Source organism: Luteitalea sp. (assembly GCA_009377605.1).
Taxonomy (GTDB): Bacteria; Acidobacteriota; Vicinamibacteria; order Vicinamibacterales; family Vicinamibacteraceae; genus WHTT01.
The window spans coordinates 42,062-61,022 of sequence record WHTT01000029.1; the positions used below are offsets into that span (position 1 = coordinate 42,062).

Sequence of the window (18,961 nt, forward strand, 5' to 3'; positions counted from 1 at the left end):
GGCAGGGTCAAGCGGGCGAATTATAGCACAGCTCACGCAAGCCTGTAGCTTCGCGACAGCCGTGCAAGCTCCGCCAGTTCTAGGGTTTCCGGTCGACGACCACCGTCGAGGTTGGCACGCGCGAGGATAAAGGGAACCGCATAGCGGTCGGGGACGCTCCTCGATTTCGGACGACCACGTCCGGCCGGCGCCTCGGGGCCCGAGGCCGAAAACGAGGGCTGTTCCCGAACGCTATGCCGTTCCATTTCGCGGAGGGCGTTGGCGAGCGTCTTGCGCCGGTGGAGGAAGAGGCCACGGACGAGGTGAACGAAGTGAGGGTAGTCGCCGACAGCCACCGCATCCTCGCGGAAACGCAGGCGAACGAGCGCGGAGTGCACGCGCGGCGCTGGCCGGAATGCCCCGGGGGGCAACGTCAGCACGTAGTCGACCTCTGCTTGAAGCTGGGTCAGGATGCCCAAAGGGCCCCAGGTGCGATGCCCGGGACGGGCGGCGAGCCGGTCGGCAACCTCGCGTTGGAGCATCAGGACCGCGTCGACAAGGAGGCCGTCGCGCGCGAGCGCCAACAACCGAAAGAGGATCGGTGTGGCGACGTTGTACGGTAAGTTCGCGGCCACACGATAGGTGCGTGAGCGCTCTCGCCACTCATCGATGGGCGTTTCGAGGAAGTCCCCAACAACGACACGGACGTTGGGAAGCGCCGCATCCGTGAGCTCCGCCCCGAGGTCCCAATCGATTTCCACGGCGACAATCGAGTGGCAGCGCGCTGCGAGCGCCGCCGTTAGCGCACCACGCCCAGGGCCAATCTCGAGAAACCTCTCCTCGGGCCGCGGTGCGATTGCGGCGACGACTTTCAGCACCCACTGCGGCTCGAGAAAGTGCTGCCCGAAACGCTTGCGCGCCGGCCGCCGTGACAATCGGGGTGGCACGCGAGTCACTTCATCTCCTCACCGCGCCAGAACCGAGCCTCGATGGCTTCGATTTCCTCTTCACTCAGGCCGAAATAGTGACCAATCTCATGGATCAGCGTTTCGGCGATCGCTACCGTGAGGTCTTCCTGATCGATGCTGTCCGCCTCGAGAGGCAATTGATAGAGCGTGATCTGATCGGGCAATCGGTTGCCTTCGGCCCAGGTGCGTTCAACCAGCGGCGTGCCCTGGTAAAGCCCGTACAGCGTGTCGTCCGCGCCAAGGTCCATCTCGTCGAGCAGATCTTCGTCTGGTTCGTCCTCGACAACGATGGCGATGTTGACCATCGCCTCGCGAAAGTGGCGTGGGATGCGCAGTAGGGCTCGTTCGACGAGCTGGTCGAAGCGCCGCCGACTGACGTGAGTCACGGCCGTGGTCGCGGAGAGGTTGCGGGCGCGGCGGTGCGCCGTGGTGGCGCGCCAGCCGCGCGCTCGCCGCGGGCGAACAGACAAATGTCGTTCAGGGTGCAGTCGGAACAGAGCGGCCGCGGACGGCAGATCCGTCGTCCGTGCAGGATCAACAGATCCGATAGCCGTGTCCAGTCCTTCCGTGGCGCCCCTGCCATCAGCTCTTGCTCGACCGACTCCGCCGTCGTGCCGGTCGCAAGACCGATGCGCGGCGCAACGCGGAGCACATGTCGATCAACGGCTAGACCGTACGGCGTCTTGAAGGCGTGGCCGAGGACGACGTTCGCCGTCTTCCGGCCGACCCCCGGCAGCTCGACGAGCTCCTCCATCCGGGACGGTACGTCGGCGTGATGCCGTTCGACGACAGCTCCTGCCATGGCAACGATGGTTCGTGACTTGGCACGAAAGAACCCCGTGGCGCGAATGAGCGGCTCGAGGGTCTCCGGCTTCACACGCGCGAGCGCCCGGGCGTCTGGGTACCGTGCGAAGAGCGCCGGCGTCACCTCATTGACCCGCCGGTCAGTCGATTGCGCCGACAGGATAGTGGCCACGAGCAGCTGGAACGGCGTCGAGTAGTGTAGCTCGGTGTCGGCGTCGGGATACAGCTTGGTGAGCCGAGCGACCACCTGGCGCGCCGACGGTGGCTGGCCGGAAGCAAGTCGCGGCATGGGCTCGATCGTAGCGGGAAGGTCGCATGGGGGCAAGGACAAGGGATCAAGGGATCAAGGGGTCAAGGAATCGAGGGGTCAGGGGGTCGAGGGTAGAGGACGGGGTTGTTCAAACGCACAGGTTTCGCGTCGGACGTGGCAGCAGCCCGACGGCTACTCGGATCAGCGATGCACCCTTTCCCTTGACCCCTTGACCCCTTGACCCCTTCTGCTACTGGGCGCGGACAACGACGAGGGTTTGATCATCGAACGGCGTGCGCCCTGCAGAGAAGGCATCTAGCTCCAGCAGCAGGCGCTCGACGATAGCCGTGGCGGAGGCGCCGTTATGGCTGGCTGTGCGAAAGGCAGTGATCACGCGCTCCTCGCCAAACTGCGCATCGAGCGTGTCACCACACTCGGTCACGCCGTCGGTAATGAGGAGAAAGGCATCGCCGGCAGCGTATTCCACCTCGGCTTGCGCCAGCTCCGCCGCAAACACAGCTCGCGGCGAAAGCCCGAAGCCGATGCCGCGCGGCAGCAACGACTGCACATTGCCGGTGGCCTTCTCGAAGTGGTAGAGCGGAAGGTGACCAGCACGGGTGAGGAGGAGGCGGCGTGTCGTCGTGTCGAAGAACGCCCCCAACGCCGTCACGAACCAGCGCTTCTCGAGATCCGACAACAAGAGGTCGTTCGCGCGCACGAAGAGCTCGCATGGTGCCAGATCGAAGCTGTGGAGCGACCGCAGAATCCCCTGGACCTTCGACATGTAGAACGCGGCCGATGTCCCCTTACCGCTGACGTCCCCGACGACGATGCCCAAGCGATTCGGTGGGTTGGTCAAGTAGTCGAAGAAATCGCCGCCCACCTCCAACGCGGGCACCGACCGCGCGGCGACGTCGAGACCGTCGACACGGGGCGTCGTCTGAGGCAGCGACGCCATTTGAATGCGGCGGGCCAGCTCGAGCTCGTGCTTCAAGCGCTCCTGCTCGGCCACCCGGTCATACAGAAAGGCGTTCTCGATGGCGACCCCGGCCTGCGCGGCGACCGCGTCGATGAACTCGAAATCGTCGCTCGTAAAGGCGGATTCCGCCTGCTTTTCGCCGAGGAGCAGGACGCCGACGACGGCGTCATCGTGGCGAATCGGGTACAGGTGTTGGATGCGCGCAGCCTCCAGTGGCCGGCGAAGTCGCGGAATCGCGTACTCCGCATGCACCTCTCGCTCCGCCTTCTGCACCGCCTGGAGCGCGTCGTCGCCAACATGGCTCGCCAGCGCCTGCCATTCCTCTGCCGAGAGGCCACGAGCCTCGCGGGGGATCACCAACTGGGTGCCCCGGACCAGAATGACGGCGCTACGCTTGAGCGGTAGCAAACGGTCGACACCCGCGACGAGCTCGGCGGCAAGCTCATCCCGCGAGACCCGCGTGGCCAGCACACGGCCCAGGCCCCGGACGACCACACGGTAGTCCACGTCCTTCCGGTAGAAGCGCGCATCGATGACGCGCTGTCCCCGCCGCCGAACACTCCGGAGACCAAAGGTCAGCGCGACCGCAGCGATCATCAGCAAGGCACGCTCCAATGCCGCCCGCTCTTCAGCTTGCTCAGGGGCATCGACGACCTGGACGGATTGTGCGGAGAAGCGGATGTTCGGGATCGGCATGGCGATTTGAGCGAGCTGCCACACCGCCGACACACCGACGGCGACGACGATGAGCGTCCAGGCTGTGCTGGCAGCGACATACGCAACGTTGCGCCGTACCCGCAGGTTCAGCTCGAGCAGACGGTACCTGGCAATGACGTACAGATTGACAAACGGCACTGCCACCAGCGCGGCTGCCAGAAACCCCGGGCCGAACCGGCCCTGTCCGAACGAGCCGAGCCACACGACGCCGAGCGCGATGCCGATGAGCGTCAGGTTTCGAAGGCGGACGAGCGGCCGCATGATCTCCGCCTCGTTCGCGCTGCGATCGCGATTCGTGCGCCAGGTCACGAGGCAGCCGAGCAGCAGCATGAAGGCGAGGGCAATGAACGTGCGGGCCATGAAGGTCACCAGGTCGGCCCGGCTCGCGAGAGGAACGGCGGCAGCGAGAACGGCACAGCCGTACACCACGGGCAGCGCCCACCGCCGCGCCCGAAGCAACGGTCGTTCACGCGGGAAGTACTGAACCGAATGCACCCAGACCGCAATCCCGACAAACAGCGCGGCCTGAAACAACAGGTCGAGCCCGAAATGGAAGGCTGAGGACGAGATGTAGGGACGCGTCCAGGCGACGGTCAGCGCGTAGCCGATGAGGAGAAACGCGAGCCCGCGGTATCGTGCTGCCGGAATGTGTGGACGGGCAAGCGCAAGGAACGCTCCCAGCAGCATCCACAGAACACCCGCCACGACGATGGCCAGAAACCCGAACGTGAATTGTAGCGAGACGGGCCGAACGTGCAGCGTCCGTGCGTTACTTCGTCGAAGGATGTCGTAGTCGATAGCGCGTCCGGGCTCAGCACCGCGAATGAGGCTATCGGCGCCATCCCGATTCGAGAACGGCTGACCGTTGATGCGGATGATGAGGTCGCCCACCTGCATGCCGGCGCGATCCGAGGTGCCACCGGCAGCCAACGTAGTCACGATGAGGGATGGGCCGACGTCGTTCACCGCCTCGCCGAGCGCCGCCGGCGGCACGTAGAGCGCCACAGCCCCGCGTACCGGTGGCCGGAGCGCCATCACTTCGACCGGATCGGTCTGCTTGGCGAGGGCCCTCGTAACGTCGCGCTCGGAGTGGACGCTGACCTCACCGACTTCCACAACGAGGTCACCTGGCTCGAGGCTCGAGCCCTGCTGGGCTCGACCTGCCCCGAACCCGGTATACAAGTACGAACCCCCCGGTGCCGGAGCGTCGGGCGGCGCGGGAGCGGCTGCAACACGCTTCCCGACGTGCGCGGTGGAGAATGCGCCAACGAAATCGTGGTCGGCGAGCGCCTGCTTGCCGAACTGTACGACGGTGACGACCGAGAGAACGAAGAATAGGAGCGCTAGCCCGCCGGTGAGGAAGCGAAGGCGCCGCCGCATCCGAGTTCGCCCCTGGAAGGTCTCGAGGTAGCGATCGAGCCTCTCCAGCACGTCTGTCATTGTCTGCCTCGGCGAGTGGCGCTGTCGTTGTCGAGGGAGCCCGCGCGGCGCGTTCGGCGAACGCGCCCTACCTTCCCCGGGAGGGCCCTACTCCGCAGCCTCGTGGCCATCAGGATGCGGGCAGCCCGGATAGCTCTGGAAGAACATGTTGCCGGTCCAACCCAGCTCCTTCATTCCCGCCTCGGATGAGTAGTGGGCGCCCGCCACCCAGCCCTTGATGTGATCGACGTGATCACGCAGCGTGCGCATGGGCCGCTCTGGCGGAGAAGGTGGCATCACAGGATCCCCTTTTTTCCAAGGCCTTGGTCCCGGCTGACCTGACGCTTGCGTGAACGCCTCCTCCAGAAGGGCGACCTGCTCCGCCTCACCTAAATCCTTGAACGGCCCCTGGTGACGCGAGATTGCAAAGCCGTCGATGGCGCCGAGCGCCGTCAGGAACTCCTGCTGTGCGCTGGGGGCCTCCACTGCGAGCGCCGCGTCGATGAACCGATCCGATTCCGTTGCCACGGCGCCCGGCACGATGAGCTCGGCAAGCACGGAGAGCGTCGCAAACTGGTGCGGGTCGAGGAACTCTCGTTCGGACGCCTTGGTGGTAGTGGGCGTGGATGATCGCCCGGCCACGTGCTGCTGCACTGGATGCCCCTCGGCCACGAGCGGCAGTGCAAAGCTCCCGCCAAGCCCAGCGGCCAGACCTTGGAGGGCGACACGGCGCGTCACACCTGCTCGCTCGCTGGCATGATCGGTCGACACGTGGGACGGGACCGCATCCGGCATGTGCGACGACTTATTCATAAGTCCTCCTGCGAGACAGCGATGTGGCGGAAATCTCCGCGAGCTTAGCATTGCCGGAACGAGGCTGACAAGACGGCGCGTTCGGCGAACGCGCCCTACCATCGTCGTAGGTAGGGACGCCTCGCCGAGGCGTCCGTCCGGTAGAGACACCTCGCCGAGGCGCCCGTCAGCTCACTCGTCGCGTCAGCGTGCGATCTCCAGCGGCCAGCAAAATCCGTTCGAGCTCACGAAAGCCACGCGTGGTGGGCGCTCGTGACCGACATCGAGACGGCAGATCGCGGCCGGCAAACAACGAAGGCTGTGCATCGCCGTGGCAGAGCGACGACGCCCGGACCGATAACCTGGTGACCGAGCGTGACCAGCCGAGTGCACGGTGGAGCGCCGTCACCGCCGCTCCCGCGAGCATCGTCGGACTCGACGCGGCCGGCGTCACGCTGATCATGCCCGTGTACCTGGCCTGGGCGATATCGACGACACGCACCGTCAATTGCCGCGCGAGCAATCGACGTGTGCCCAGCTGGGAGGCGAGATCCCGTGCAAGCTCACGCACGCGACCGGCCAGGGCAGCGGCGTCCATGAATGCACCGTCGAGCGTTGCTTGAACCGAGACCCCGCGAGGGCAGACGGACCCGACGACCGCCCGATCGTCATCCCCGGACGCAAGCCGCCGCCAGAGCACGAGATCGGTCGACGCGGCGACAGCGTCATCCGACAGACCTGCGAGATCCCCGATGGTCTCGGCTCCACGTGAGATCAACGACGCACGCAACGACTCTGGCAGGCCGGACAGCAGCTCAATGGCAAGCGGTGCCAGAAAGCGCCGGTCGTAGCCGGGTAACACATAGAGGAGTCCCGAGGGGCGCGCCAAACGAGAGGCCACCCGCGCGGTAATCTTCGACACGCCAATTCCACACGACGCTGCAATCTGCAGCTCATCTCGCAACGCCTCCTGAATGGCTTCCGTCGCGACGACGAGCCCACCGACGCCCGACCGGAGGCTCGCCGCGTCCACATAGGCCTCGTCCAGCGAGAGCCACTCGACGCGCGTAAAGGCCTTGCGGAGGATGGCGTCAGCGGCGTCGGCAACTTCTCCATACGCTTCGAGATCTCCGGGGAGGAAGTGTGCAGCCGGGCAGCGCTGAGCCGCGTCGCACAGCCGCAGGCCAACGTACACGCCAGCCGACCGCGCCTCTGCCGAGACCGCCGCCACACGTCCCGTGCCGTCCCGACGTCCGCCAATCACGAGCGGCTGCCCCCGGAGCTCCGGCTGACGCGCACGTTCAACGGCAACGAAAAAACCGTTCAGGTCGACGTGGAGAATCTGCCGCGCCATTTTCAAAGAGTTACTGTACCGATGTCGGTGTCAATGCCGGTTGCTAGCGCTAGTATCGGCGCATCACGCCAATGACGACGCCCTGAATCTCCACGTTGTCGGCTGAGACGAGAATCGGCTTCATCATCGGGTTGGCCGGTTGCAAACGAATCTGGCCATCCTCACGGTAGAACTTCTTGAGCGTCGCCTCCGAGCCGTTGAGCAGCGCGATGACCATCTCGCCGTTCTCGGCGGTCTTCCGGTCTTCGACGATGACGAAGTCGCCATCGCGAATATGCTCATCGATCATCGAGTCGCCCCTGACACGCAACACATACGTTTCTTGCCGGCCCACGAACGTGTGGGGTACTGCGAAACCTTCGTTCGTCGCGATAGCCTCAATCGGGGCTCCCGCTGCAACATATCCAAGCAACGGCAGCTCGACGACACGATCGCTCACGCGAGTTGGCATGAGCTCGACGGAGCGGCTGCGATTCCACATCCGCTTGATGCAGCCCTTCTCCTGCAGGTTGGTCAAATGTTTGTGAACCGTCGCAAGCGACGACAGCCCAAATCGGCGTCCGACTTCCTCGAGGCTCGGCGCATAGCCATGCTGCTGGATGAACTCGTGGAGGAAGTCGAGGATCTCGCGCTGGCGTTTGGTGAGCGGCTGCACGGGCCCTCCTTTTACGTCGTGACAGATGGTCTGCCGGTCCGTTCCCGCACGATGCGAGTATGATATGCAAACAAAAAGCGAAAGTCAACAGGAAGGATTCAGGAATCACGTGGTACACTTGACCTCGCTCGGTTGCGAGACTTGCAAGATGAAGAGACACGTGTCGGTACGTTCTGTGCTCGTCGCGCTGGGGTGCATGCTGCTCGCTGGCTCCGTGGCGAATGGTGACAACGCACCAACACCGGCGGATGCCGAGCGCCTGCAGGCCAAGATCCTCTCCATCGCCACGTATGGCGCTGCCCGCTCGCGCGACGCACAGCTCACGCCCATTAGCGAGCGCGAGTGCAACGCATTCTTTCACTATCGCATGGCGGAGAGCTTGCCCGCAGGCCTGACGGATCCATCGCTGCGGATGCTCGGGAGCAGCCGTCTCGCCGCGTCGGCGGTGGTCGATCTGGATGCGGTGCGCGCTAGTCGTACGAAGGGCGGAAGCGACTGGCTCGACCCTATTAATCTCCTCTCTGGAAAGCTGCCGGCGACAGCGCAAGGGACGTTGCACACGCGCGACGGCGTTGGGCAATTCCAGCTGGAATCTGCGGAGATTGGCGGTGTCGCTGTGCCGAAGAGTCTGCTTCAGCAAATTATCGCCTACTACTCGCAAACGGCGGAGAATCCCGGCGGCTTCGACTTAGAGACGCCCTTCCAGCTGCCCTCCGGCATTCGCGAGATTCGCCTCGGCGCCGGCGAAGCGATCGTCGTCCAGTAGACCTCGAACCTTGAAACTCAGCCTGTCGACGTCAGTCGAGGTGTTGACCGGAGTGGGCCCGCGGCGCGTGGCGGAGCTGGCGCGCGTGGGCATCGTCACCCTCGATGACTTCTTGCTCCGCTTCCCGCTGCGCTACGAAGACCGTAGTCGTCTCGTCCCTCTTGCGCAGCTCGAAGCAGGTCGAACCAGCACTGTCGCCGGCACGATTGCACGGTGTGGCCTGCGACCGACACGCCGGCCCGGATTCACGATCTTCGAAGCGGTCATTCACGATCGCAGCGGACGTGCTCGTGCGCTCTGGTTCAACCAACGCTTCCTGCGCGATGTGTTGCGCCGCGGACAGCAGGTCGTGTTGTACGGCAAGGTGGAATCGACGCCGTCGGGCACGCAGCTCACCAACCCTGACTATGAGGTCCTCGCCGAGGCGGGCGAGGTTGAAGCGCTCGGTGTCGAGCCCAAGCCATCCATTCACCACGGGCGCATCGTGCCGGTGTACGAGCGCGTCGGATCGCTGACTGCGCGCATCCAACGCGACTTGGTGCACCAAGCACTCGAGCGTCTCGAGGAGCCGCCCGATGATCCGCCCAATGATCCCCTGCCACGCCCTGTCTGCGAGGAAATGGCGCTCCCTGCGCGCCGCGAGGCCCTGTGGCACACGCACTTCCCGCCCGACGATACCGACCTGGACACACTGAATCGATTTCGAACGCCCGGGCAAGTCCGGCTGATCTTCGAGGAGTTCTTCGTCTTCCAGCTTGGCCTGGCGCTGCGCCGGCGTGAGCGCCAAGGTGAGGCGAAGCCCCACGCCATTCGCGTCGACGCTAGTGTGCGCAGCGCGGCCCGCTCGGTGCTGCCGTTCAAGCTCACTGCCGGACAACGTGCCGCGCTGGCAGAGATCGTCGAGGATTTGCAGCGGCCCGAGCCGATGCACCGCCTGCTCCAGGGAGACGTCGGCGTCGGCAAGACCGTGGTTGCCGCGCTGGCTGCCGTTGTCGTGATGGAGAACGGCTTGCAGGTCGCCCTGATGGCACCGACCGAGCTGCTGGCGGAGCAGCACGCTCGCACGCTCACGCAATTGCTGCAGCCGACGCGATTCTCGGTCAGGCTCGTGACGGGCTCCCTGAATGCCGCCGAGCGCCGGGTGCGGCTGGCCGCCGTCGCGTCGGGCGAAGCCGCGCTCGTTATCGGCACCCACGCGCTGCTCGAAGAGCCGGTCACGTTCAAGCAGCTCGCGTTCGTCGTGATCGACGAGCAACACCGCTTCGGTGTGTTGCAGCGCGCGCGGCTACGCGAGAAGGGCGTGTTGCCCGACGTGCTCGTCATGACGGCCACACCCATTCCTCGCACACTTGCCCTGACCGTCTATGGCGACCTCGACGTGTCGACGATACGTGACCGACCACCGGGTCGGCAGCCGGTGAAGACCACCGTGCGGCCCGAATCGCGTCGCGACGCCGCGCACGCCTTCATTCGTCACGAGCTTACGCGAGGCCGACAAGCGTACATCGTGTACCCGCTGGTGGAGGAGAGTGAGAAGATCGACGTGAGAGCCGCTGCTGCAATGGCAGACACCTTACAGCAGGACGTGTTCCCCGAGTATCGTGTCGGCTTGGTGCATGGGCGCCTGCCGGCAGAGGACAAGGGTCGCGTGATGACGACCTTCGCGCAAGGTGAGATAGACGTGCTCGTTTCGACGACGGTCGTCGAGGTCGGCGTCGACGTGCCAAACGCCACCTCGATGCTGGTCGAGCACGCCGAGCGCTTTGGGCTGGCGCAGCTTCATCAGCTTCGTGGGCGCGTAGGCCGGGGTGCCGAGGCGTCGCACTGCATTCTGCTCTATCAGAGTCCGCTGTCCGACGATGCGCGTGCTCGCCTCAAGACCATTGCCGCGACCGAGGACGGGTTTCTGATTGCGGAGAAAGATCTCGAGCTGCGCGGTCCCGGCGATCTCTTCGGCACACGACAGGCTGGGCTTCCAACGCTCAGAGTTGGAGACCTCGTCCGCGATCGGGATCTCCTGCTGCGCGCTCACGCGACGGCCCAGGTGTGGGCCGGCACGCTCACCAACCTCTCTGCCGCGCGCCGCTCGGTCGACGAGGCTTGGCAGCGTCGCTTTGGCCTGGTCGGCATCTCGTAGCGCAGGCCTTTAGGCCTGCCAGCGCCGCAATGGGCAGGCCTGAAGGCCTGCGCTACTGCGGCTAGCGCAAGAACCCTGAGATGCGCGTAATTGCGGGACGCTTCAAGGGCCGGACGCTCGCAGGGCCCAAGCGAGCCGGGCTTCGACCAACGTCCGATCGGCTCCGTGAAACGCTGTTCAACATCCTGGCGCCGGAGCTTCCTGGTGCGCGGCTCCTGGACGGCTACGCCGGGACGGGCGCCGTCGGTATCGAGGCGTTGAGCCGTGGTGCTGCGCACGTCGTGTTCGTGGAGCGAGATCGACAAGCTCTGGCGCTCATCCAGCAGAACTTGGGGCGCTGCGGTGTGACCGAGCGCTATACTATCGTGAGCCGGGACGCGCGGGAGGCGAGTACCGATCCCGCCCTTCAGCACTTCGATATCGTCTTCCTGGACCCGCCGTACGATCTCCCGGACGCGGATCGCGCGCTCGACGTCGCCAGCGGTCTCGTGGCGCCCGGGGGACTCCTGGTCTTCGAGCACGCGGCGCGACGTGACGTGCCTCGAGCGGTGGGCCGCCTGATTCGACGCCGGCAGGTGCGTGCGGGTGACAGTATGCTGACGTTCTACAAACCGGCTGAAGAGGAGCGGCAGTGAGCGGTGGGCGGGACGCCGCGTCCAGGCAGCTGGCTATTTGTCCCGGCTCGTTCGACCCGTTGACCAACGGCCATGTGGACATGGTCCGGCGTGCCGCTCGGCTCTTCGAGCGCGTCGTGATCGCGGTGCTCATCCACCCCGAGAAGTCACCCTTGTTCAGCGTGGAGCACCGTGTGACGATGGCCCGCGAGGTCTTTCACGATCAGCCGGAGGTCGAGGTCGATGCCTTCGAGGGGCTGCTCGTGGAGTACGCGCGGCGCCGGGGCGCAGAGGTCGTGGTGCGCGGGCTCCGCGCGGTCTCCGACTTCGAGTACGAGAGGCAGATGGCGCACATGAACCGCCAGCTCGAGCCGGCGCTCGAGACCATATTCATGATGCCGAGCACAGCGCATACCTACCTGAGCTCACGGCTGATCAAGGAGATTCATCGCCTGGGCGGCGACGTATCGCCGTTTGTCCCGCCCACGGTTCAGAAACACCTGTTGAGAGGACACTGATGCTTGCCACTCGCATGACGCGGATTTCTTCGTCACCCACCATGAAAGGGCTGGTTGCGGCGCAGCGGCTGCGCCAAGCTGGCTACGATGTCGTCGACTTGAGCGCAGGGGAGCCGGACTTTCCGACGCCGGATCATGTCAAGGCGGCTGCCCACACCGCCATCGACGCCAACCTGACCAAGTACACGCCCAATACCGGCGTCCCAGAGCTCAAGAACGCCATCGCCGCCAGCTATAAGCGGGACTACGGGGTCGAGTACAGTGGTGCGGAAATCATCGTGACGGCCGGCGGCAAGCAGGCGCTCGTCAACACGGCCCTCTCGCTGTTCGACGAAGGAGACGAGGTCGTTACCCACGCACCTGGCTGGCCGACGATCTTCGAGCAGATCAAGTTTTGTGGTGCGACACCGGTCATCGTGCGCACGCGATCGGAGGAGGGGTTCACGCTCACCGCAGACGCCGTGCTCGAGGCGCTCACGCCCCGCACCAAGGCGATTGTCATCAACTCGCCCTGCAATCCGACCGGCGCCATCATCACCGAGGCGGAGATGATCCGCATCGCCGACGAGGCCGCACGCCGCGGTATCTGGATCGTGTTGGATCTCTGCTACGAGAAGCTGATTTATGACCCGCAGCCGCACAATCTGCCGAAGATCCTCGCCGAGCGGATGCGCGACCATACGATCATCACCGGCACGGCGTCCAAGACATACGCCATGACGGGATGGCGCTGCGGTTGGGCGCTGGGACCACGGGAGGCGATTGCCGCGTGTGGCGCGCTGCAGAGCCACTCCACCTCGAATGTCTGCTCGATCACCCAACAGGCGGTCATCTCCGCACTGACTGGGCCACAAGACTGCGTCACCGAGATGCTGGACGAGTACCGTCGCCGACGGGATCTCGTGTGGGATCTCATCACGGCGGATTCGCGAGTCCGTTGCGTGAAGCCCGCAGGCGCGTTTTACCTGTTCGTCGATGTGTCGGATCTCCTGTCTCCCGATGGTCTGCGGACATCGGCGGCGCTGGCCGACACCCTCCTGGAACAGCAGCACGTCGTCGTGACCGCCGGCGAGGGCTTCGACGCCCCTGGCTTCCTCCGCTTGTCGTATGCGACGTCCGAGGAAAGACTCCGCGAAGCGGCGAAGCGGTTTCACGAGTTCGTAGATACGACGGCCAAGAGCGTGCCCGCCGCCCGCGCCTAATGGAGCTCGCGCAAGAGTTTGTCTCTTCACTGGAGGCGATCGTCGGTCCAGCGCACGTGCGGCAGGACGTCACCGCGCGAGAGGCGTACGGCGTGGACGCGCTTCGGAAAGGCCGGCCCGCCGACGCCGTTGTGCTGCCCGGATCGACCCCTGAGGTGGCAGCGCTCCTGCGTTTGTGCGACCAGGCGCGGGTCCCGGTCGTCCCCCGGGGCGGCGGCACGGGCTACACGGGCGGTGCCGTTCCCGTCCGTGGGGGGCTCGTCTTGTCACTCGAGCGCCTCAACCGCATCCTCGAGATCGATGAGCTGAACTTGCTCGCCGTGGTCGAGCCCAACGTGATCACCGCAGACTTGCAGAATGCGGTCGAGCGCGTTGGGCTCTTCTATCCGCCGGATCCCGCCAGCCTGCACCAGTCCACGATTGGCGGCAACGTCGCCGAGTGTGCCGGCGGGCCACGCGCGTTCAAGTACGGCGTGACCAAACGCTACGTCCTCGGGCTCGAAGCAGTGCTGCCGACCGGTGAGATCATCACCACGGGTGGCAAGTCGGTGAAGAACGTCGTGGGTTACGACGTGACCCAGTTGCTCGCGGGATCCGAGGGGACGCTCGCAGTGATCACCAGGGTCATCCTGCGCCTGGTGCCCAAACCGCCGAAACAGGCCGACGTTCGCGCCGCGTTTCCGACGATCCAGAGCGCCATCGATGGCGTGACCCGGTTGCTGCGGGCGCGCGTGGTGCCTGCGGCCCTCGAGCTCATCGACGGGGATTCCTTGGCCGCGGTGGCCGCGCATCGCGGCGCGACGACGCTGGCACCGTCCGGTACGAGCGCGATGTTGCTCATCCAGGTGGATGGGCTCGCGTCGGCGGTGGAGGAGGAGCTCGAGCGCGTGGCGGCCTCGTGCCGCGACGCCGGCGCGACGGAGGTCCGCCTGGCGCGCGACGCGGCCGAGCGTGACGAGCTCTGGCGGCATCGGCGCGAGCTGTCGTCGTCGCTCCGGTCGCTCGCGCCGCTCAAGATCAATCACGATGTCGTGGTGCCGAAGGGACGCATTCCAGAGCTCTTCGATCTGGTGAGCCGGCTGCGTGCAGAGAGCGCCCTTCGAATTCCATGCTTTGGACACGTGGGTGATGGCAACATCCATGTGAACATCCTCGTCGATCCGGCCGATCCCGCCGCGATGGCTCGCGCAGATCGCGCGGAGCGGGCTTTGTTCGAGGGCGTGGTCGCGCTCGAGGGATCCATCAGCGGCGAGCATGGGATTGGCTTCGCCAAGGCGAAGTACCTCGGCCTCGAGCTCGCACCACCGGAGATTGCACTGATGAGGCGTCTCAAGCAGGCCTTCGATCCGCACAATATTTTGAATCCAGGGAAGATCTTTCTCAGTGACGAGTGACGAAGTCACTGATGTCGTCACTCGTCACTGATTGGTGACCAACAACACCGTCTCCAAATCCTCTGCAGGATCCGGCCAGAGAAGCGTTCCTATGCGGACGGCTGAGGGGTTGAAGTAGAGCACCTCGCCGAGACGACGAACACGAATGCCGTGCTTGGCTTGAAGCGCCGCCAAGTCGTCCTCCGAGACGACACAGAGGACTGGCTTGGGCGAACGAAGAAACTCCGCTACCGCTGCGGTACTGATGAGATCCGTTTGGCGCACGCCCGTATAGAAGATGAGATTGCGCACCAGTACCCGGTATGTCCCGGACCGTTCGTTCCGCTGGTGGGCAGCCTTGTAAAGGGCTGCCATCCGCTGGACCGGTTCGAGACCAGCCGCCGACGCAATCGAGTACTGCAGCGACAAGAAGGTGATCACGGAAGCGGCGGCCAGCGTCGTGGGAAGCAGCCAGCGCCGACGCAGCCAAGCAGCCACGAGCACTGCCACACCCGCCACAACAATCGCGGCCGTTCCCTCGTGGCTCAACGAAGGGTTGAGCGCAAACAGCAGTGGGCTGGCACGCTGCAGCAAGCCCGCGAGAAGGAGCAGGCTGAAAGAGACCAGCGTGCCGCACACGGCAAGCGGGACGTGCCGCTTCGTCGCGTCGGTCGAATCGGTGAGACGCGCGATGAGCGAGCGCGCCACGATGAGCGCCAGCGGAGGCAGGACGGGAAGGATGTAGCGTGGTTGCTTGCCAATGGAGAGCGAATAGAAGATGAGCGGCACCGCCGACCAGAGCACTAACCGCCACGCACCGCTGGTCAGGCGTCGCTCTCGTCTCACGACGATCTGCAGGAATGACGGGCCCCACAACAATAGGAAGGGCGACCAGGGCATCAGCCCGCCGAGCACGATCGGGCCGTAGAACCAGAGCGACCGTGGCTCGTTGTACCGGTCTGTCGCAAAGCGCTCCAGATTCTCACTGACGAAGAAGCGATCCAGGTATGCGAACCCGTGGACCTCGGTCATGGCCACATACCACGGTGCGGCCACGATCACGAAGACGAGCGCCGCGAGCAGCAGGTCACGGCGAGACGGCCAGCGGTAGTGCCACGGCACGCCCTGGCCATAGCGCTCCCGCCAGGCGATGGCGGCAACCGTCATCACCGGAAGCGCGACGCCGACAGGACCCTTTGTGAGAACGGCGAGTCCCAAGGCGAGGGCGCCGACGAGCAGCCAACCGCGGCGCGCGGCGGGGCGGATCGGCTCGTCACGGTAACGCGCATCCAGCGCTTCGATGAGCGCCCACGTCGCGAGGGTGATGAAGAGCGCGAGAGGAAGATCCGGCAGCGCAGCGCGGCCAAAGGTGAACGCACCGAAGCTCGTCGCCACGATGACGCCCGCAAGTGCGGCTGTGGGCGGGTCGAACCAGCGCCGGCCGCACAGATACGTGAGGAGCGCCAAACAGAGGCCGGAGAGCGCCGAGGGGAAGCGAGCAGCCGCTTCGGTGACACCAGCTACCTTGTAGGTGAGCGCCGCAAGCCAATAGTAGAGGATTGGCTTCTGGAAGCGGTGCTCGTAGTTGTAGCGTGGCGTGAGCCAATCGCCCGACTCGACCATCTCGCGTGCGGCTTCGGCGTAGTACGCTTCATCCGAATCGCCGATGGCACCTCGTCCGAGCCCGGCAAAGAAGGTGAGACCGCCCAGGGCGAGGAGGATGACAAGATGTCGCAACACGCCGGCCGATCATCTTACACGATGCTAGGGCGCGTTCGCCGAACGCGGCGTCCGGATGCGGCGCCACGAAGGTACGGCCGCCTCGGCGAGGCGGCCGTACCTTCGTGCTTGTACCCAACGGGTCTTGCGTTGACAGCGTAGAAGGCCGGTTTTATACTGCAAGAACGTAGGGTAGACACCCCAACCCGAACCCTTGGACATGGTGCGGTACCCCGCCGCGCCCGAATGCTGCTCGGTTCCAATCACACATGCCACCCAATCAGAAGCGCACATCGGCGCGGAATTCGACTGAATCTACGCAGACAACGGTCGAGACCGTGCCAGCCGCCGACACTGCCGAGACCGCCGCAGCACCCGCGCGGCGAGAAGGCGAGACCTTGCACATTGCGGAGCTGAAGGACATGAGCATCCAGCGGCTCACGCACGTGGCAAAAGATCTCAACGTGCCGGGCGCGACCGGTATGCGCAAGCAGGAGCTCATCTTCCAGATCCTGAAGGCGCAGACCGAGCAGAGCGGCTACATCTTTTCCGAAGGGGTGCTAGAGGTGCTGCCGGACGGTTTTGGCTTCTTGCGCGCACCCGACTACAACTACCTGCCAGGTCCGGACGACATCTACGTCTCGCCGTCACAGATTCGTAAGTTCGATCTGCAGACGGGCGACACGATCTCGGGCCAGATTCGCCCGCCCAAGGAAGGAGAGCGCTACTTCGCTCTCATCAAGGTGGAAGCGGTCAACTTCGAGCCACCCGAGCAGGCGCGCGAGAAGATCTTCTTCGAGAACCTGACGCCGCTCTATCCGGAGCAACGCTTCAAGCTGGAGACGGAGACCGAGAATCTGTCGTCGCGCGTCATGGACCTCATGACGCCGATTGGCAAAGGGCAGCGCGGGCTCATTGTCTCGGCGCCTCGCACCGGCAAGACGATGCTCTTGCAGAATATCGCGCAGTCGGTGACGACCAACCACCCGGAGGTCTACCTGATCGTGCTGCTCATCGATGAGCGCCCCGAAGAGGTGACCGACATGCAGCGTTCGGTCAAGGGCGAGGTCATCAGCTCGACCTTCGATGAGCCGGCCCAGCGCCACGTGCAAGTGGCCGAGATGGTCATCGAGAAGGCGAAGCGTCTCGTCGAGCACCGGAAGGATGTGCTCATCCTGCTCGACTCGGTCACCCGGCTCGCGCGCGCCTATAACAGCGTGGTCCCGCCGTCGGGCAAGGTACTCTCGGGCGGCGTCGACAGCAACGCGCTTCAAAAGCCGAAGCGCTTCTTTGGCGCGGCGCGCAACATCGAGGAGGGAGGCTCGCTCACGATTATCGCGACCGCGCTCATCGACACCGGCTCGCGTATGGACGAGGTCATCTTCGAGGAGTTCAAGGGCACCGGTAACATGGAGATTCACCTCGACCGGAAGCTCTCCGACCGGCGCGTATTTCCCGCGATCGACATGCAGAAGAGCGGAACCCGAAAGGAAGAGCTCTTGCTCCCAAAGGAAGATCTGCAGCGGATCTGGGTGCTGCGCAAGGTGCTCAACCCGCTCTCGCCCGTCGAAGCCATGGAGCTGCTCATCGACAAGATGGGGAAGACCAAGGACAATCCGGAGTTTCTCGGGTCGATGCAGCGAGGTGGTTAGGATAGGAATCAGGATTCAGGAATCAGGAAACACAACTCGGGGCTCAAAACTCAGAACTCAAGACTCAGAAGAATGTCCGTCACTATCAAGGTTCGTGAGAACGGTCCGTATCTCGTGGATGGAGACGACGTCAAGGTCGTCGATTGGAACGGTCACGAGTACCCGCTTGCCAAGATCCCGTTTGCCCTCTGTCGCTGCGGTCAATCGCACCGGCGGCCGTTTTGCGACGGTAGCCACCGAGGCTGCGAGTTCCAGGCGGCTGAAGCGGCCCCTACACCACCTGCTGACGAGTCCCCGCTTCCCACCACGGAGTAGCCGCGTTGCACTAAAGTAAGAGACGACGATCCTGGTGTCTGCCCAGGTCGACAGGTGAATCATGACCTTGCGAGTAGTCATAAGTCTGGTGCTGGCTGGCCTTCTGCTATCCGGCGCTGCAAGCCCGATCGTCCGCGGTCAGACGCCTCCGGACGACCCGGCGCAAGCGCCTCGACAAAGCTCGGCGCAAGGGATGCCAGACTTCTCAGGGCGTTGGGTTCTGGAGGAAGTCGACCAGCCCGGCGCGCCAAGGGGCGGCTTCGCGCCCGGCGAGGGGTATGGCCCCCCCGGCGGCGGACGCTTCGGCGGCAGGCCTCCAGAGGAGAATGTCGACGACCCAGCACGCCGGCGTGCAATGCCCCCCATGGAGAAAGGGGCTATCGTGACCCTCACGCAGAGTGAGACCGAGCTCGTCATGAAGTTCGGTAGCCACGAACGGGTGTACACGCTCCGCGCTGCCAAGGGTGAGGCCGGGCCGCAATCTGAAGAGGCGACACGCAAGGCGGAGCCGCGCAAGGGAAAGAGTCGGACCTACTGGGACGGCACGAGCCTGGTGACCGAGATCGAAGAATCGTTCGAGACGCCCCGAGAAGAAACGGTGACCGTTACCTCGCGCGAAGTCCGCACGCTCTCGAACGAAGGGAAGACAATGACAGTGGAGACGACGCTGAAGACACCGCGCCGCACGCACACAGTCACGCAGACCTTCAGGCGCCGTCGGTAAGGGTGATGGGGTGATGGGGTGACA

Annotated in this window: 17 protein-coding genes; 9 read left to right on the top strand and 8 right to left on the bottom strand. The window is 64.8% G+C overall.

Annotated features, from left to right (window positions below):
* Positions 1–32: 32 nt before the first annotated feature.
* The 7 genes from rsmA to lexA all read right to left on the bottom strand — a co-directional run bounded on the left by rsmA (position 33) and on the right by lexA (position 7,917).
* Positions 33–935, bottom strand: a complete 903-nt coding sequence (gene rsmA, locus GEV06_11895; protein MPZ18598.1) for a ribosomal RNA small subunit methyltransferase A — start codon at positions 933–935, stop codon at positions 33–35.
* On the bottom strand, positions 932–1,333 hold the full coding sequence (locus GEV06_11900) for a hypothetical protein (GenBank protein ID MPZ18599.1): 402 nt from the start codon (positions 1,331–1,333) through the stop codon (positions 932–934). Before GEV06_11900 ends, rsmA begins: the two co-directional genes overlap by 4 nt.
* Positions 1,330–2,040 carry an endonuclease III gene (nth, locus tag GEV06_11905; GenBank protein MPZ18600.1) on the bottom strand — a complete coding sequence of 237 codons (711 nt, stop codon included), beginning with the start codon at positions 2,038–2,040 and terminating at the stop codon, positions 1,330–1,332. Before nth ends, GEV06_11900 begins: the two co-directional genes overlap by 4 nt.
* Before the next feature lie 211 nt (positions 2,041–2,251).
* Positions 2,252–5,137, bottom strand: coding sequence for a SpoIIE family protein phosphatase (locus GEV06_11910; protein MPZ18601.1), 2,886 nt, complete (start codon positions 5,135–5,137; stop codon positions 2,252–2,254).
* 87 nt (positions 5,138–5,224) lie between these two features.
* On the bottom strand, positions 5,225–6,031 hold the full coding sequence (locus tag GEV06_11915; protein ID MPZ18602.1) for a hypothetical protein: 807 nt from the start codon (positions 6,029–6,031) through the stop codon (positions 5,225–5,227).
* 64 nt (positions 6,032–6,095) lie between these two features.
* Entirely contained in the window at positions 6,096–7,262 is a 1,167-nt protein-coding gene (locus tag GEV06_11920) for a hypothetical protein (GenBank protein ID MPZ18603.1), read from the bottom strand.
* A 49-nt stretch (positions 7,263–7,311) separates the two neighbouring features.
* Entirely contained in the window at positions 7,312–7,917 is a 606-nt protein-coding gene (gene lexA / locus GEV06_11925; GenBank protein ID MPZ18604.1) for a transcriptional repressor LexA, read from the bottom strand.
* Between the two features lie 160 nt (positions 7,918–8,077).
* Here lexA and GEV06_11930 point away from each other — a divergent pair, with 160 nt between their 5' ends.
* The 6 genes from GEV06_11930 (at position 8,078) to GEV06_11955 (ending at position 14,548) form a co-directional block, all read left to right on the top strand.
* On the top strand, positions 8,078–8,683 hold the full coding sequence (locus GEV06_11930) for a hypothetical protein (GenBank protein MPZ18605.1): 606 nt from the start codon (positions 8,078–8,080) through the stop codon (positions 8,681–8,683).
* A 10-nt stretch (positions 8,684–8,693) separates the two neighbouring features.
* Complete coding sequence (recG, locus tag GEV06_11935) at positions 8,694–10,820, top strand: ATP-dependent DNA helicase RecG (GenBank protein ID MPZ18606.1); 2,127 nt, start codon at positions 8,694–8,696, stop codon at positions 10,818–10,820.
* A gap of 80 nt (positions 10,821–10,900) precedes the next feature.
* Positions 10,901–11,455, top strand: a complete 555-nt coding sequence (gene rsmD, locus GEV06_11940) for a 16S rRNA (guanine(966)-N(2))-methyltransferase RsmD (protein ID MPZ18607.1) — start codon at positions 10,901–10,903, stop codon at positions 11,453–11,455.
* Positions 11,456–11,484: 29 nt separating this feature from the next.
* Entirely contained in the window at positions 11,485–11,952 is a 468-nt protein-coding gene (coaD, locus tag GEV06_11945; GenBank protein ID MPZ18608.1) for a pantetheine-phosphate adenylyltransferase, read from the top strand.
* Positions 11,952–13,154: an aminotransferase class I/II-fold pyridoxal phosphate-dependent enzyme gene (locus GEV06_11950; protein MPZ18609.1), complete on the top strand. Its 1,203-nt coding sequence runs from the start codon at positions 11,952–11,954 to the stop codon at positions 13,152–13,154. The genes coaD and GEV06_11950 overlap by 1 nt, the downstream gene beginning before the upstream one ends.
* A complete protein-coding gene (locus tag GEV06_11955) occupies positions 13,154–14,548 on the top strand; it encodes an FAD-binding protein (protein ID MPZ18610.1) in 1,395 nt (464 codons plus the stop codon). Before GEV06_11950 ends, GEV06_11955 begins: the two co-directional genes overlap by 1 nt.
* A 24-nt stretch (positions 14,549–14,572) precedes the next feature.
* On the opposite strand, the gene GEV06_11960 is transcribed toward GEV06_11955, so the two are convergent.
* Entirely contained in the window at positions 14,573–16,267 is a 1,695-nt protein-coding gene (locus tag GEV06_11960; GenBank protein MPZ18611.1) for a phospholipid carrier-dependent glycosyltransferase, read from the bottom strand.
* Positions 16,268–16,644: 377 nt separating this feature from the next.
* Between GEV06_11960 and rho the strand changes: the two genes are divergently transcribed.
* From rho to GEV06_11975, 3 genes are all read left to right on the top strand, one after another.
* Complete coding sequence (rho, locus tag GEV06_11965) at positions 16,645–17,898, top strand: transcription termination factor Rho (protein MPZ18612.1); 1,254 nt, start codon at positions 16,645–16,647, stop codon at positions 17,896–17,898.
* 72 nt (positions 17,899–17,970) lie between these two features.
* A complete protein-coding gene (locus tag GEV06_11970) occupies positions 17,971–18,213 on the top strand; it encodes a CDGSH iron-sulfur domain-containing protein (protein MPZ18613.1) in 243 nt (80 codons plus the stop codon).
* A 61-nt stretch (positions 18,214–18,274) separates the two neighbouring features.
* Positions 18,275–18,937 carry a hypothetical protein gene (locus GEV06_11975; GenBank protein ID MPZ18614.1) on the top strand — a complete coding sequence of 221 codons (663 nt, stop codon included), beginning with the start codon at positions 18,275–18,277 and terminating at the stop codon, positions 18,935–18,937.
* Positions 18,938–18,961 lie beyond the last annotated feature (24 nt).

Bases quoted from the DNA above. Each gene is read 5' to 3' on its own strand.
- GEV06_11975 (MPZ18614.1), top strand. From the start codon at position 18,275: ATGACCTTGCGAGTAGTCATAAGTCTGGTGCTGGCTGGCCTTCTGCTA.
- GEV06_11915 (MPZ18602.1), bottom strand. From the start codon at position 6,031: ATGGTAGGGCGCGTTCGCCGAACGCGCCGTCTTGTCAGCCTCGTTCCG.
- GEV06_11970 (MPZ18613.1), top strand. From the start codon at position 17,971: ATGTCCGTCACTATCAAGGTTCGTGAGAACGGTCCGTATCTCGTGGAT.
- rsmD (MPZ18607.1), top strand. From the start codon at position 10,901: ATGCGCGTAATTGCGGGACGCTTCAAGGGCCGGACGCTCGCAGGGCCC.
- GEV06_11955 (MPZ18610.1), top strand. From the start codon at position 13,154: ATGGAGCTCGCGCAAGAGTTTGTCTCTTCACTGGAGGCGATCGTCGGT.
- GEV06_11950 (MPZ18609.1), top strand. From the start codon at position 11,952: ATGCTTGCCACTCGCATGACGCGGATTTCTTCGTCACCCACCATGAAA.
- GEV06_11920 (MPZ18603.1), bottom strand. From the start codon at position 7,262: ATGGCGCGGCAGATTCTCCACGTCGACCTGAACGGTTTTTTCGTTGCC.
- GEV06_11910 (MPZ18601.1), bottom strand. From the start codon at position 5,137: ATGACAGACGTGCTGGAGAGGCTCGATCGCTACCTCGAGACCTTCCAG.
- nth (MPZ18600.1), bottom strand. From the start codon at position 2,040: ATGCCGCGACTTGCTTCCGGCCAGCCACCGTCGGCGCGCCAGGTGGTC.